This is a genomic window from Marinicellulosiphila megalodicopiae (genome assembly GCF_045862395.1).
Taxonomy (GTDB): Bacteria; Pseudomonadota; Gammaproteobacteria; order Pseudomonadales; family Natronospirillaceae; genus Marinicellulosiphila; species Marinicellulosiphila megalodicopiae.
In genome coordinates, this window is the sequence record NZ_AP023087.1 from 4,562,422 (window position 1) to 4,577,358 (window position 14,937).

Genomic DNA, 14,937 nt, shown 5'->3' on the forward strand with positions numbered 1-14,937 from the left:
AGTTTTAAGTTTTAAGTTTTAAGTTTTCTGTATATACACTTCAAATTTGTTTCTGCCATTTTTCTTAGCGACATATAATGCTTGGTCCGCTTTTTTGTAAATATCTTCAATTTGTAAATATTTTTCTGGAGTAATACATACCAAACCAGCACTAATAGTTAAATGTTTAAATTCTGATTTTTCATGCACTATTTTCAACTTCTTTACGCATTCAATTAATTTACGAACCACAAGCATACTTCCTGCTACATCGGTATTTTGCAATATCACACAAAACTCTTCGCCTCCATACCGACCTAAACAATCTGTTCCGCGCTGCATCACTTCTTGCATTGCGTGTGCGACTGCTATGATGCATTTATCACCTTCAATGTGCCCATAATGATCGTTATACAACTTAAACCAATCGATATCGATCATGATTAAAGTAATAGTTTCATCATCGCGTTTCGATTTATTTAACGCCATCAATAAAAAATTATCCAAATAACGTCGATTGTATAACCCTGTTAATCCATCATGCTCTGCTAATTGATTCAATAAAATATTTTTTTCTTTCATTTGCTCATTAATATAAATCAAATCTTGGCGCATTTTTGCAAAACGCCCTAGAGACTGTAATTTGGCTTTTAAAATTGTTGAACTTACCGGCTTACCTAAATAATCATCGCCGCCAGCCTCTATGCCTTTTAAAATAATATCAGGAGTAATAGTGGCACTTAAAAATATAATCGGAACCCAACCTGTTTGAATTTCTCGAATTAATGCCGTGGTTTGCCTTCCGGTTAATCCCGGCATCATTTCATCCATAATTATTAAATCAATCTCTTCTGTTTTAAAAATATCAATAGCTTGTTGGCCAGATTCCACGCAAATAACGTGTTGATCTAAATTTTCTAATTCGGCTTGAGTAATCATTAAATCAATGGGGTTGTCATCCACTAATAAAATCCTCATAAAACTTCCTCCTGAAGCATTTGAACTAATTCATAACAGTAATCATTTAATGCTTTAATTTTCTCGTCTGGTTTTAACGCTGTATTTACTCTTAAATCATTTTCTAGATCTTGAGTAAAAATTGACATTTTCAAAAATGAAAAGTTAGAAGCAATGGATTTTAATGTATGAGCAGCCCTAATCATTTCTTCTTGATTATTATTTTTATTGGCATCAATTAACATATACAAATATTTAGGAATTTCTTCAATTGCTTTTTTAATGAAAGCCTTATATTTCATATCACCCATTAATTTTTTAAAATGAATCAATTTTTCATATACAACGGGGTTCTGACTTAAAAACTCACTTTCATCATTATTTATCACATCAGCATTTAATGGATTAACTTCTGCATTATCGGAATAATTTACATATAAATTAGGCAGCCATTTTTTTAGTACTTCAATTAAATTCTTTTCAACAAATGGTTTACTCAAGAAATCATTCATCCCTGAATCTAAACATTGTTTTCTAGCATCACTTAATGCATTTGCTGTTAAAGCGATTATTGGAATCGTTTTTTTGGTTGGATCACTCAATTCTCGGATATTTTTAGTGGCTTCATACCCGTCCATTTCTGGCATTAAACAATCCATCAAAATTAAATCATAGTCATTTTCTATTAACTCATCTAATGCCAACTTTCCATTTTCCATAACGGTTACACTAAACCCAAGTTGAAGCAAGAATTCTTTAACTATAATTTGATTTAAAAACGTATCCTCAGCCACCAAAATTTTAGCGTTAAATTTCACCTTATTTTTGTTATTACTTTTATAAATATCAGTATCACTTACTGGTGATAACTTTTTAATAACATTAATAGCTTGCACAACCAAATTATGTTGATAAACAGGCTTATTAAGGCTATGTATATTATATTGATTATATAAAAAATTAGAGTCCAACGAGTCATCTTTAATTAAAAGTATCGGTAGGATTTTTAACGACTTATCAATTTTTAATTCTGTATAAAAACGATCTAAGTAAGACTGAACAAACCCAAAATCAATAATAATTAGATCGTATTTATTAATTTCTTCTAATTCTAATAAATCTTTAGCAATATTTCTCCAATCAACTTTATTTCCTCTACAAATTTTACTGTAAAAATCGATATGGTTTTTCCCGTTATTTAGATATTCCTTATAAACTTCCGCACCTTTAAATTCTGACTTAACAATTAGGATTGATTTTTTTTCATCCCAAATTTCATTGTTTCTTACAATAAAATTATTTGTAAAAGGAAGCCTCAATTCAAATCTCGAACCAAATTCTGAAGTTTTAGCACGGATACTTCCTCGCATTAGGTCAACTAATTTTTTGCAAATTGATAAACCTAATCCCATCCCCCCAACTTTTCTTGTACTTGAAGAGTCTTCTTGAACAAAGTTATCAAAAATTGTTCCTACTTTATCTTTATCAATGCCTATGCCGCTGTCGTTGACTGCTACGATAACTTGCTTATTTTCAACATCCACATCTACTTCAATAAAAATATATCCTTCATTGGTAAATTTTATAGCGTTACTTAGTAGATTTGAAATAATTTGCTTAATTCTTAATTCATCACCTGAAAACTCAAAATTAAAATCTTGTTTAAAATTAACTAATAATTCTAATTTTTTTGATTTAGCTTCTAAATAAAATACCTCAACGGTTTGTAATAAAATCAATTTAATATTGATTGGATGGGTTTCTAGGCTTAATGTTTTCGATTCTATTTTTGAAATATCTAAAACATCATTTAAAATCATCAACAACATTTCGCTGGATTTCACAATCGTCTCGACATGCTTTTGTTGAATTTTATCTAAATTAGATTTAGCTAAAATTTGTGCAATGCCAATCACACCGTTCATAGGTGTGCGTAATTCATGGCTCATTGTTGCTAAAAAATCCGTCTTAGATTGATTGGCGGTTTCAGCTATTTCTTTTGCCTGAATCAGCTCATCAGACAGTTCATTTTTAATGAGTAATTCTTGTTGCAAATTAATATTATGTTCTTTAACTAGCATTTGCATGGATTTAATAGCTCGTGCTAATTCACCGAATTCATTTTTATCATGAATGGGCATACTTGATTGGTTTTTATCCATTGGTGAAGATTTAAGTGTTTCTGTCATATATTTAATAGAATGAATAATCGCACTGTATTTAAATACAATTAAAAAATAAATCACAATTAACATAGAAAAAAACAAAAATAAAATCGGTGGCGTAATCTCGATGTAGTTGACCCAGTTTATTGGGTCAAACGACATTGTTAACACTGCATTTTTAAAAAAATATTGGCGCTTCTCGCTGTATCCATTGGTATTATCATTTTTTACCCATTGAGTATTTTTTAATTCATAAATATGACGTTGATTTAAATTGAGATAAACACGCTCATTATCAAAATGCTGATTGATCGTAATTTTAAATCTAAACACTTTGTTTTCAACGTTAGGAATTAATAAATTCCCATAAAGTATCCCCTGATCAATCGAAATAAATACAGTGTCTTGTTCAGAATCATTATACAAAATACTAAAATATTCATTATCTATATCATTTAGAATATTATTTGCAGCATGACCTGTTTTGTCATTTAGCATCGCATCTAAAAAAAGTTGATTGTGTGTAATGGTTGACTGAATTTCATTCACAATCACCATTGATTGATGGTCAATTTGATTTAATTGCACTTTTTCCATCGCTTGTTTAGTAGGCAAATAAGCTGCGATTAATATTAACGATGCACTGAATAACGATATGGCGAAAAAAGCCAACACATGAGGATGAAACATCAATACTTTTAGTTTTGGTTTTTTCCAAATCCGGCCAATAAAGCTGACGACTTGTGAATCATTAAAGTACTTAGTTTCTTTAAGTAAAAACCAACACAATACAACCACAGCGGCACTTTCAAACATAATGTAATCAATAAAATCTGTGGTGGAAAATACCCAATTACCTATAAATGTGGCTGCAATGGCAAGGCTAAATAAGGAAAATTCAATATATAATGTTGTTTTAGATTGATGAAATAAATACGCTGCAATCCCTAATATGATTGCAGGTAAACCAAGATATAAAAAATAAACAAAATGACTGGGCACAAATTGACTGTTGTCTGGAATAAAAATTAGCACAAGCATCAATAAACTTACCATGACGCAATAGAACAATTTCAAAGTATTTGGGTGCATCCTTACAGACTCACCTAAATAATATTCTCGATAACTTAACCAGCCCGCCACCATAGTACTAAGACTTAAATAAAATTGAATGCAGATTTGATTGTGATTAATACTAAATGGGTTTTCAGAAAACAAATACATGCCCATTTGCAATGCCTTCACTGGAATCAAGCCGATTAAGGTTAATCCCATACAAAACATTCCAATGCTCACCCCTATATGACTCTGACCTTTCATCCAACGCAGTAATGTAAAACTTACGTAAATGGCAGACAGCAGCAACATACCTAACCAAACAGGAGTCAAGATTACCATGTTCATGAACCATGAATGGCCAAGCAAAGTGACAATTAACATGCCAATGCAGATCAATATTACTCGTATCAAATATATTCCAAATCGCGTTTATGCGGACTTAAATTAGAATTCAATTTTCAGTATAGCAGTGATGCTGGAGTTGCAAGATTGGCGGGAAAACTATATATATTTTTCATTTTAGGCAGGTAAAAAAAAACGGCATAAATCCTAGGATTTATGCCGTTTTTTGAAAGATGGTGTAAATATCGTATCAAAATAACTATTTTACAGTTGAAAATATGCCAATGCAGTTTCAAAAGCAGGTTCTTGAAATTTCTTTAAACCCGTTTCTTCAAATTCAATATGCACATCACTGGCTTTATTGGTTTCTTTTATTAGTTTTGGTGCTAATAGTTTCACTTCATAATTTGGCAGTAACTGTAGGATTGCTTCGATTTTAAAGCTAGTGCTGCTTCCAGAGAATTTCCCAGATTTCATCCGGGTTTTCACGACTACTTTGTCAATTTTATAATCATCAAACAATTGGACGATTTGCTTTTGCAAACCCTGCACTTGCGATTGATCATCGTCGTTTGATAATGTTATTTTTTTTGATCGACATTCTACAATGGTAAACATGTCTTCATTTTTTTCTAGCATGCAAAGGTTCATTTCTTTGCCAGTAAGTTCAACTGCGCAGACTCTCATATTTCTTCTCGATTAACGTTGGGTTTATCCCATATGTGAAAGACGTGAGCACAACCAGATTGTTGCGCTTGTTCAAAAAAGTGTAGACCTTCATTGCCATCGCTGTAATTTTGCGAAGAATCTTCATTTACTTGCTCAAAAGATTGGAATTCCCAATCGTGCTCGAGCAATAATTGTTTGGCCTTTTCTTTAGCTTGATCTTTGTCATCTGATTGAATCCAGCAATTGCAGATGCAACCTTCGACTTTTTCAATTTCTTTATGATTGATGCCAACTTTGGCAATCATCTGTATAAAATATACGAACATTTAACATGGACCTGTATATACACCGACTGAATTCAGTCATGATTTTAATGTGTTTGGGCTATAATGGGTTATAGATGACGTATTTTACGTAAATTTGCAAAAAATTGCGCTAAGGAATCGTTGATAACTAAGAATTAATCAACTCATCAATAATCCCTTCGCGGATTGCTTGATTGGAAATGACGATGCTGTCTAACTCAAAAGCTTTAAAGGCTTGATGCACAATCACAAATCCACTGATTAATAAATCCGCTCGTCGACTATTTAAGCCCACTAATTGACTTAAATTATGTAACGTTTCAGTTTGTACGAAAATTGGACGTAATCGATCAAGCGCCTTCGCGGTTATCACTCCATTTTGAATAAGATTTAAATTACTTAATGCCCAGCTGATGGTTTTAATACTGCCACTGGTAGCTAATGTTTGACGCCAATGCGTTTTACCAAATCGTTGGGCAACGGGCTGTAATTGTTCAAATACTGCAGCTTCAGCGGCATCCAGTTGGTCTTGAGTGATTTTTTCATCGGGAAAATAATCTTTTTTGATGCTGACACAACCAATCTCCAGACTGGCAACCTGCTCATGTTGCATGCCAGTGCCCATAATAAACTCGGTTGAACCACCCCCAACATCCATCACAAATCTCGGCACCGATTCACGCAATGTACTCACGCCACGATAAATTAACTTAGCCTCTTCTTCACCCGCTAAAATCTCGATTGGATGCTCCAGAACTGCTTCGGCTTTGGCTAAAAATGCTTTGTTTTGCTGGATATGTCGAAATGCGCTGGTGCCGACAATACGTACTTTAACACCAGGAAATTCACTTAATGTTTGATAAAAACTAGACAGGCAGCGTAGTGCACGCGCTTGTGTCGCCAAGGGAATATCCCCTGTGCTTAAGTCAGTGCTCGCGCTTAATTGAACTAATTCACGATTAGCAGCAACCTGAGTTAACTTGCCATTCGCATACTTAGCCACAACGATTAGATGAAAGCTGTTTGAGCCTAAATCAACAGCTGCAAAATGTTCTATATGATCCATTGTTTTGTGTATGTCTATTTTGAAGGGTTAATATAAAAGGTTCATTGTATAAGGTACAGTAAAATTTAGAGGTTAAACTGCACTTAATGTCGTTTATGGTTTATTATTTGCAGATAACTTATTTTTTATCATGTAACTATTATGCTTTACAGTCAATCCGCACAACAATTATCACAATGGCACTTATTAAAAGGACGCTTAATAGACGAGCCTTGTGAATACCTTAATCAATTTATTAAGCAGCTTAACCAGCTAGGATATGACATTCAATATTGCGTGTTAAATTGCAAAACTTTAGAGCCATCCTTTCAGTTAGAAATTTTTAACTGGATCAACAAATCCTTTTTACGCGAAAGCGACATGCATACATTAAATGCGCTCACCGACCATTCCATAAAAATGTACGACTTCGCAGAAGGCATTACCGTATTACAAAGCATTCAGTCTGAAACTATTGATTCAAAAGTAGACAGCACGAGTCCAATTTTTGATAATTACGATGAACAAAAAAGCATCAAAATCAATCCTAAAGACTTAGAGCATCCACTTGGGTTTCCCACAACATCTGACAATCTTCACGAAAATATTTCTGACATTTATAGCATTGCATTGCACACGGTTCACTCACCAACCAATGTATTTACACTTGCAACTTCTTTAGAAAACGGATTCAGCACCGAACAAGAAAGCGACTTTGAATTGATTGGTGCAATTATGGCCAGCTTTTTAGGAGATTACACCCACCAACGCATGATTAACGAGTTTATGCGTGTCTACCTGGGTCGCGACATTGCCAACGACATTCTAAAAGGGCAAATTGCCCGTGGAGACGTTCAAGAAATTGAAGCCGCCATTTGGTTCAGTAACATCAAAGCCCCTGAGTTTTCGGGCGACCAGTTTGAATCAAAAAAACACATCGCTAAACTCAATAGCTATTACCATCACCTAATTAAATTAATTGAATCCAACAACGGGCAAGTCTTAAAATTTATGGGTGACGGCGTATTAGCCATGTTTGAAGGCAATGATTCCTGCCATTTAGCACTTGAAGCCGCGGTTGAAAGTTTAAAAATTCAAAGCACTTTTGAGCATTCAGTAAGTTTAAATTATGGAAAATTTGATTTTGGCAACATCGGCGCTGAAAACAGAATGGACTTCACCGCCCTTGGCACCGAAATTCAATTAGCCTCTAAAATACAAGCTCAAGCAGCAAGTTTAGGTTGTGCATTATTAGGTTCCAACAGCTTTGCCAATAAAGTGACTGGCTGCCTAAAACCTTTGGGACATTATCGCTTAGAAGGTTTGAAAAAATTACAACAATTACATTGTTTGATTAGTTTTGAGCCTTAAATAAAATACCAATGAGAATACAAATGAGGACATCTCTAACTCAGTTAACAGCATGAAAAATCACCAAGTTAAGGCGTAAATTTATTAAATGCTGTTTACTAGTTTTGTAAATCCTGCGCGTTTAATTGTCTAATACCTTCATCCTCTAAGATTCCCATCAGTGAACTATCCCGCCCCAAGGGTTTCACTAGGGCGAAATTTGCTTCGCAAAGGGGTATCAAAATAAACCACAACCAAACGTAATTTTTTACATTTATATGGGTATATTAAACAACACATCTCTATACCATTTGTGATTATATTCGCTGGAGCGAATACCCTTAAAGATTACGCCGCAAGCGGCGAGGTATTAAACCCGGAGGGAATAAATTCAATGCTTAGCTAATAACTTAAAAATCAAAGTTATTTAGCAACAATATTTCAAGTGGGACAGGCTATTTCAAGTGGTAGGTTTGAATAGGACAGGCTAGCTTATATAATTTGAAAGGTTTCAAAATAGTTCGAATAGGTTCGAATAGGACAGGCTAGTTTATATAATTTGGAATTCCAAATACTGAGGTTACGGTAGTAGTTCTACTATTTGAGCAGGCTATGAAGAATAGTTTGACAATTTAAACTACCGTTCTATCATTTATTAATGACACATCATTCAAACGGACTGAATATATTATTCATTTTTTATTAATTATGGAATCAATATGACTAAAGCCAGAAAACGCCTTGTAAATTATGCGGCCACAACAAAATACTTAATCACTTGCCGCTGTGTACGACGTGCATTTTTGTGCGGAAAAGACGAATACACTAACCAAGATTTTGAACATCGACGCGAATGGGTCGAGGCTATTCTATTAAAACTACCCACAATCTTTGCAATTGATATTGCCTATTATGCAATCATGAATAACCATTATCATTTAGTAATAAGCGTTAATGTTGAGCAGTGTGAATCGTGGTCTAAAGTTGAAGTGATCAAACGGTGGCATCAATTGTATAACGGAACAATGATTTCAAAAGCGTTTATTAATGGAGATGAACTCAACCCTCAAGAAATAATTTTGTTAGATGAAACCGTTGAAAAATGGCGAAAACGTTTAATTAATATTGGCTGGTTCATGAAAAATATCAATGAACCCATTTCGAGACTTTCAAACATTGAAGACGAATGCACAGGAAAATTCTGGGAAGGCCGATATAAATCAAAAGCTATTTTAGATGATGAAGGTTTGTTATCAGCAATGGTCTACGTAGATCTAAATCCCGTTCGCGCTCAAACTGAAAATACACCCGAAGAGTCTAAATATACTTCCATCAAAAAACGCAGTGCCAGTTTTAAAAAATCTAATCAGTCTGATTTAGTTCAAGATCAACCTTGTGAACTATTGCCTCTATCAAAACATTGTAAAACCCATATTCCAATTTCGCCTAGGGCATATTTAGAGTTGGTAGACTGGACAGGTAAACAATTAACTGAAGGTAAGAAAGGAAAAATAAGCACCGATCTGCCTGATATATTAACTCGCCTCGATTTATCTGAGACATTATTTTTAAATGCAGCAAAAAATATAAATAACAGCTTCGCGAATTTAATAGGTAAAGCATCCAGCATTGATCAACATTTTTCTAAATTTGGACTCAAGCGAGCCTGTGGTTGGGTGAAATCCTTGAGTGTTTTGGGGTTTTAAATTTTAGTTTAACGTTTTTTATTAACATTTTCACAAATCATTAAAGCTAATTCAAACTCTCATACCTGTGACTTATATAATTTGTAATAATTCAGATCATTTTTTCAAATAATTCAAGGCATCTTTTAAATTTGATTGGTTAGTATGTCTAATTTTTATATTGCCTGTCCTTATTCCCACTTATTTTAGAGTATGTCTAACTTTTAAGGTGCCTGTCCTTATATCCCTTGTTAGTATGTCTAATTTTTATATTGCCTGTCCTTATTTCCACTTATTTTAGAGTATGTCTAACTTTTAAGGTGCCTGTCCTTATATCCCTTTTATTTGTGAGTGTATCTAATTTTGTTATGTTGCCTGTCCTTATTTCCCTTCATTTCCATCTTCATATTTGTGAGTATATCTAATTTTGTTATGTTGCCTGTCCTTATTTCCACTTATATTTGTGAGTATATCTAATTTTGTTATGTTGCCTGTCCTTATTTCCCTTCTTATTTCCACTTATTTGACTTCGAATGAAAACCTAGCCCTATATTCGGTGTAATGATTCATAAAATAAGCGACTGTTAATTCAAGAAATTTATCCACATCGAATTGAATCATTCATTTCAATAAATTGATAACTATGTCCCTTAAGCAATGTTGTGCTATAAATTTCTATCCAGCCAAATTTATATATGTCTTGCCAATTTAATGTTTCAGCTAATTGACTTTGTACGAATGTAAAACTGCTTTTAATACTCAAAGAATCGACACTTAATACCATCATATTATCGCTATGATCAAGTTCGATTTGAATGTCTTTATTTTTTAGATTAACAAGTAACAATGTCAATGTGTTGGATTTAGTTGGATGACAATGCGCAAAACTTTGAATTTGCTCTTCTGCGCCTGTCATTTTAACGTTAAACCCTTTAGCTCCCATTAATTTTTGCCAAAGCACACTTGCCCAATAATCTGGAGTCGGACTGTAATGTCCGTTATATCTTAGCAAGGCATAATCTCCACCAATCAAACTTTGGCGAATAATGGTTTGATTGCCTGTTTTTGCAGCAGTACCTAAATGCGCCAGCCACCACAATGAAGACCCAAATCGATCCGTAAGCTTCTCGGTGCCTCCACATTGTGACGCGCCTGTTTCGCCTAACCATAAAATAGTTTCATCAGAATAATCAGTAATCCAGCTTGCTACTTTTGTTGACTGTCTTGAAAATTCTTCAAATGTTTCATCATCTAATAAATGATCCCAATCGGTTTCTTTGATATTGATGCCACATCGGTCAGATTGGGTTGGATAATAGTGCCAGGTAAAAATATCGGGCTTTTTATCTTGCTGTAAAAACGATTTAGATGATCCTAAAATTTGCTTAAGAGGCTCGCCAATTTTTGGCCAAAAAGCATTGGCAGGACCAGCTAGTTTCACATTTGGATAATTTTGCATTAATTGTTTGGCTTGATGATATTCTGCACCGTATTGCTCAAATCCAATTTGATCGGAAAAACTAAACATCAACCAATGCGCCCCCATTTCATTACCAAATTCTATGTGTCCATTATAATTTTTGGGCAACCAACTAAGCAAACGCGTAAATTGAAAAGGTTGCCATTCATCCAAATGCCTTGTTAACGGTCCCGTACTTGCTGTAATAAATGGCCTTGCTTGAATGGTATCCGCAAAATTTAAAAATGCGTTTAGCTGCTGCTTGGTAAGAGTTGATTCAAATGTTGGATTGCTCGCTTCTGCTTCACTGTCTGCTAGCCATAATTTATCTGCCTCCGTCCCCCCTAATCGCAACCATTTCGGTGAAAGCAATTTCGCCCATTTTATTAACTCATTGTTATCCATATTTAAAGGGCGCGGTGGGGAGTTTGAGTCTGCCCACCACTGACCATCAGTTAACATAGCCGCATCAATGGCGACACCTAAATAATCCTTTGACACATAAAAAGGCTCGGATTGGATATTAACCTTGGCATAGCCATCAAAAAACTCAATATCTGCAGATAATAATAACCAACCACTCAATAATAAAAATTTCTTTGGATGATTTAAGACAAAACGGTAAACTGATTGAAACATGATGAATTCAAATATTAAAAGAAGCACAAAGTGTAATTCATCTTTTACCCACAGTTTATGAACCTTTTATGACACCAACTCATGCTTTTATACCAAGACGTTAGCCAAAGTGAACCACATGACTGCCCATACATTGAACAACAGGCTCAAGAATCATTTTTTCTGGCCAAGCGAGTCGACAGTGACGAATTGGATATTTTGTTCAATCAAGGTTGGCGACGATTTGCATATTACTATTTCAAACCGAGTTGTTTAACTTGTGAAAAATGCACACCTATTCGAGTGCCAGTTGCAGAGTTTAAAGCCTCAAAAAATCAACGAAAAATTCTAAACAAGCAACACAAACAATATCCAGAGTTTAGAGTGGAATTCAATGAAAAACTCTATCATGAAGAAATTTATCAGATATATAAAAGTCACAATACTCGTTTTACTCAAGCATGCGATAGTGAAGAAAATTTCATCAATGCACACTTTAATGACACCTGTGATTCGATTCAAAGTGAATACTATTTAGGTGATCAATTAATAGCCGTTGGTTTTTTAGATGTATCAGACAACACCATTAGCAGTAGTTACTTTATTTATCACACAGATTTCCAACATTTAAATTTAGGTACATTGAGTGTGTTAAAGGAAATTGAATACTGCAAGCAGTTAGAAAAACAATTTTATCATTTGGGTTATTGGATCGAAGACAATCAGTCAATGGCCTATAAAAATAAATTCTTTCCCCATGAGTTAATGAATTGGCATACTCAAAAATGGGAATTGATTACGAAGTCTTAAGGGCTGATTTTGCTTAGGACAGTTTTGCTTAGGGCTATTTTGTTTAGGGCAATGAGATCCCGATAAAGAAATATCGAGGGTGACAGACCGATTAGTTCATGACAAAGGTTCGCCAATAAAAGTATAGAAGTTGACATGATTAAAGTTTATTACTGGTATTAGATTTCAAATGACAATTTAGCAGTTTTCATCTTCCTCAATTTTGCCAAGGCAAATATTTTGAACAACTGACTGTCTAGATTTTATAAATCAATCAACCCTAAACCAACAAGCAATAGCAAAACGATCTTTATGACTGGCTAGCACTTCGTGTGGTATGTCTTCACTTAAAAACACAACAAAGCTTGCAAAGGTTGGATCAAATTTGAGCGGATCTTGCTCTTTAGGGTATATGACCAGCTGACCTTCGTGCTCGGGCTGCCAGCCTTTATTCAAATACAACACCATCGATACTTTACGGTTAGATTTTCCTTTAAATGCATCAACGTGTTTTTGGTAAAAGTCATTGGGATTGTATATGGAATAATGACACTCAAAATTATTTAAACCTAAATATAATGATTGATTTAAAGCGATTTTAAGTTGCTCACACCAAGCCAACCATTCGATCTCTGCTTTTGAGTGTCCTTCGATCCACAATGTTTTATCGCTGCGAATGTTTGTATCTAAAATTTGATTGGATTTCCTACCGACACTCGCCGCTTGAAACTCAGCAACATTTAATTTTGCTTGCTCCAATAATGCCTCACATATTTTTTGAGGGGCTTGATTAATTTGTAAGCTATAACTTTGCTCAACTAAATCATCAATGATTAAATTAAATAGTTTTTCATACGAAGATGTGAATGTCATTATTTACCATCAACATCATATTGACTGAGTACCACTCTCCAGTACGCCCCTTCTTTTATTAATTCAAAATCAATACTTTGAGCCTCTGTCTCATACACAATTTCGGAGTCTGCTTGACATGTAGGATGCTCTGTTTCAATTTCATATTGAGGCAACGTACAAAATAATTTCGGGAAATTGGTTAACCAGCGTACCACTGCTGCATGCTCTTGCTCATGAGTAATCACAAATTTTTGATTTTTTGATCGTTGATTTATCACATTTACAGTATCAGCAATAAATGGGTCGGTTTCGTGCAATTGTTCAAACTTGGCAAGTGACACTCGGTGCTTGTCTTTTTTGGAAATATAATTATAAGCTTTTTGTGGCTGTCCATGATCCCTAGCTTCGATATAATTGGCTAATACTTCATCTGGTGTAATGCCATATTCCAACAACGAGACTTCAGTCTCTTTATTAAAATTTGGAATTTTTATTTCCATGGTAAGAATAGATCTGATTCTGGACAACATAAAGCCTCTGACTACGTGACTATAAATTCGTACTCTGAGTTTATTTTTAAACACACACACTGTAAAGTCATATATTCATAATTAATAGAATTAGGTAACACTATGAAAACAATTCGCTGGGGCATTATTGGTGCCGGTAACATCGCTGAAAAAATGTCCGAAGCCATTAAGTTGAATAAATGCAGTACATTGCAATCTGTTGCATCAAAATCTGTTGAACGCGCACAGAGTTTTGCTAAAAAATATGATACCGATTTTGATGATTACCAAAGCATTGTTAAACGTGACGACATTGATGTGATCTATATCGCAACTACACATAATTTTCATTATGAAAATGCTATGCTGGCATTAACACATAAAAAACACGTTTTAATTGAAAAACCATTTACAGTGAATGCGAAGCAAGCAAAAGAATTAATGGATCTTGCTAAAAAAAATCAATGCTTTTTAATGGAAGCCGTTTGGACACGTTTTTTACCAAGCATTCAACGTTTAAAAGAAATATTAGATAGCAATGCTATTGGTGAAATAAAATTATTTGATATTTCATTTTGCAACATTGCTCAAGGCAAATATTTACCACGACTCATTGACCCAGAATTAGCAGGTGGCGTGACATTAGATATGGGCATTTACCCGATTACATTTGTGAATTATTTAATGGGTGAAATCCCGTCAAATGTTAATTCTATGTGTCGCTTATCTACAACTGGTGTGGATGAAATTGCAAGTTACCAACTGCAATTTAAACAAGGTGCCATTGCAAATATTAATACGAGTTTTAATTTATATACTCAAAATCGTGCAATGATTTATGGAGAAAATGGCTACATTGAATTTAATCATTTTCAACAGGGGCAAACATTTAAAGTGCACACACATAACCATTCTCACCAAGTGATTCAAAGTGACATTAAAACAGTTGCTAATCATGATAATGGGTTTATCTATCAAGTAATTGAAGTATGTGAAAAAATCAATAATGGCGACTTAGAAAGTAATATCATGCCATTACAAGAAACATTAGACACTATGCAATTGATGGATGACATGCGAAAAGATTGGGGAATGCTTTATCCCTTTGAACAATAATTCAACCTTTAACCGTATTAAATTTTAATACGGTT

At 34.1% G+C, this 14,937-nt stretch carries 12 protein-coding genes; 4 read left to right on the plus strand and 8 right to left on the minus strand.

The features are described from left to right. Window positions 1–18: 18 nt before the first annotated feature. The 5 genes from TYM08_RS19640 to TYM08_RS19660 form a co-directional block, all read right to left on the minus strand. Window positions 19–957: a GGDEF domain-containing response regulator gene (locus tag TYM08_RS19640; RefSeq protein WP_422380853.1), complete on the minus strand. Its 939-nt coding sequence runs from the start codon at window positions 955–957 to the stop codon at window positions 19–21. Beyond that, window positions 954–4,505, minus strand: a complete 3,552-nt coding sequence (locus tag TYM08_RS19645; RefSeq protein WP_422380854.1) for an ATP-binding protein — start codon at window positions 4,503–4,505, stop codon at window positions 954–956. The genes TYM08_RS19640 and TYM08_RS19645 overlap by 4 nt, the downstream gene beginning before the upstream one ends. Before the next feature lie 261 nt (window positions 4,506–4,766). Next, a complete protein-coding gene (locus TYM08_RS19650; RefSeq protein WP_422380855.1) occupies window positions 4,767–5,189 on the minus strand; it encodes a DUF3010 family protein in 423 nt (140 codons plus the stop codon). Beyond that, complete coding sequence (locus TYM08_RS19655) at window positions 5,186–5,497, minus strand: hypothetical protein (RefSeq protein WP_422380856.1); 312 nt, start codon at window positions 5,495–5,497, stop codon at window positions 5,186–5,188. Before TYM08_RS19655 ends, TYM08_RS19650 begins: the two co-directional genes overlap by 4 nt. A 127-nt stretch (window positions 5,498–5,624) precedes the next feature. Continuing rightward, entirely contained in the window at window positions 5,625–6,542 is a 918-nt protein-coding gene (locus TYM08_RS19660) for a hypothetical protein (RefSeq protein ID WP_422380857.1), read from the minus strand. Between the two features lie 141 nt (window positions 6,543–6,683). Between TYM08_RS19660 and TYM08_RS19665 the strand changes: the two genes are divergently transcribed. Both TYM08_RS19665 and TYM08_RS19670 read left to right on the plus strand, forming a co-directional pair. After that, window positions 6,684–7,892, plus strand: coding sequence for an adenylate/guanylate cyclase domain-containing protein (locus TYM08_RS19665; protein WP_422380858.1), 1,209 nt, complete (start codon window positions 6,684–6,686; stop codon window positions 7,890–7,892). A gap of 698 nt (window positions 7,893–8,590) precedes the next feature. Then, on the plus strand, window positions 8,591–9,577 hold the full coding sequence (locus tag TYM08_RS19670; RefSeq protein WP_422380859.1) for a hypothetical protein: 987 nt from the start codon (window positions 8,591–8,593) through the stop codon (window positions 9,575–9,577). A gap of 577 nt (window positions 9,578–10,154) precedes the next feature. Here the strand turns inward: TYM08_RS19670 and TYM08_RS19675 are convergent. Further along, the gene (locus tag TYM08_RS19675; protein WP_422380860.1) at window positions 10,155–11,654 is read right to left on the minus strand and encodes a hypothetical protein; all 1,500 of its coding nucleotides are present in this window, start codon (window positions 11,652–11,654) and stop codon (window positions 10,155–10,157) included. Window positions 11,655–11,735: 81 nt separating this feature from the next. Between TYM08_RS19675 and TYM08_RS19680 the strand changes: the two genes are divergently transcribed. After that, entirely contained in the window at window positions 11,736–12,443 is a 708-nt protein-coding gene (locus tag TYM08_RS19680) for a hypothetical protein (protein ID WP_422380861.1), read from the plus strand. 249 nt (window positions 12,444–12,692) lie between these two features. Here TYM08_RS19680 and TYM08_RS19685 read toward each other — a convergent pair whose 3' ends face one another. After that, the gene (locus tag TYM08_RS19685; protein WP_422380862.1) at window positions 12,693–13,295 is read right to left on the minus strand and encodes a 2OG-Fe(II) oxygenase; all 603 of its coding nucleotides are present in this window, start codon (window positions 13,293–13,295) and stop codon (window positions 12,693–12,695) included. Next, entirely contained in the window at window positions 13,295–13,807 is a 513-nt protein-coding gene (locus TYM08_RS19690; protein ID WP_422380863.1) for a hypothetical protein, read from the minus strand. The genes TYM08_RS19685 and TYM08_RS19690 overlap by 1 nt, the downstream gene beginning before the upstream one ends. A gap of 102 nt (window positions 13,808–13,909) precedes the next feature. On the opposite strand from TYM08_RS19690, the gene TYM08_RS19695 reads away from it, so the two are divergent. Beyond that, the gene (locus tag TYM08_RS19695) at window positions 13,910–14,902 is read left to right on the plus strand and encodes a Gfo/Idh/MocA family protein (RefSeq protein ID WP_422380864.1); all 993 of its coding nucleotides are present in this window, start codon (window positions 13,910–13,912) and stop codon (window positions 14,900–14,902) included. Window positions 14,903–14,937 lie beyond the last annotated feature (35 nt).

Excerpts from the sequence above, each read along its gene's own strand:
- TYM08_RS19640 (WP_422380853.1), bottom strand. The coding sequence starts at position 957 with ATGAGGATTTTATTAGTGGATGACAACCCCATTGATTTAATGATTACT.
- TYM08_RS19645 (WP_422380854.1), bottom strand. The coding sequence starts at position 4,505 with ATGAACATGGTAATCTTGACTCCTGTTTGGTTAGGTATGTTGCTGCTG.
- TYM08_RS19650 (WP_422380855.1), bottom strand. The coding sequence starts at position 5,189 with ATGAGAGTCTGCGCAGTTGAACTTACTGGCAAAGAAATGAACCTTTGC.
- TYM08_RS19655 (WP_422380856.1), bottom strand. The coding sequence starts at position 5,497 with ATGTTCGTATATTTTATACAGATGATTGCCAAAGTTGGCATCAATCAT.
- TYM08_RS19660 (WP_422380857.1), bottom strand. The coding sequence starts at position 6,542 with ATGGATCATATAGAACATTTTGCAGCTGTTGATTTAGGCTCAAACAGC.
- TYM08_RS19665 (WP_422380858.1), top strand. The coding sequence starts at position 6,684 with ATGCTTTACAGTCAATCCGCACAACAATTATCACAATGGCACTTATTA.
- TYM08_RS19670 (WP_422380859.1), top strand. The coding sequence starts at position 8,591 with ATGACTAAAGCCAGAAAACGCCTTGTAAATTATGCGGCCACAACAAAA.
- TYM08_RS19675 (WP_422380860.1), bottom strand. The coding sequence starts at position 11,654 with ATGTTTCAATCAGTTTACCGTTTTGTCTTAAATCATCCAAAGAAATTT.
- TYM08_RS19680 (WP_422380861.1), top strand. The coding sequence starts at position 11,736 with ATGCTTTTATACCAAGACGTTAGCCAAAGTGAACCACATGACTGCCCA.
- TYM08_RS19685 (WP_422380862.1), bottom strand. The coding sequence starts at position 13,295 with ATGACATTCACATCTTCGTATGAAAAACTATTTAATTTAATCATTGAT.
- TYM08_RS19690 (WP_422380863.1), bottom strand. The coding sequence starts at position 13,807 with ATGTTGTCCAGAATCAGATCTATTCTTACCATGGAAATAAAAATTCCA.
- TYM08_RS19695 (WP_422380864.1), top strand. The coding sequence starts at position 13,910 with ATGAAAACAATTCGCTGGGGCATTATTGGTGCCGGTAACATCGCTGAA.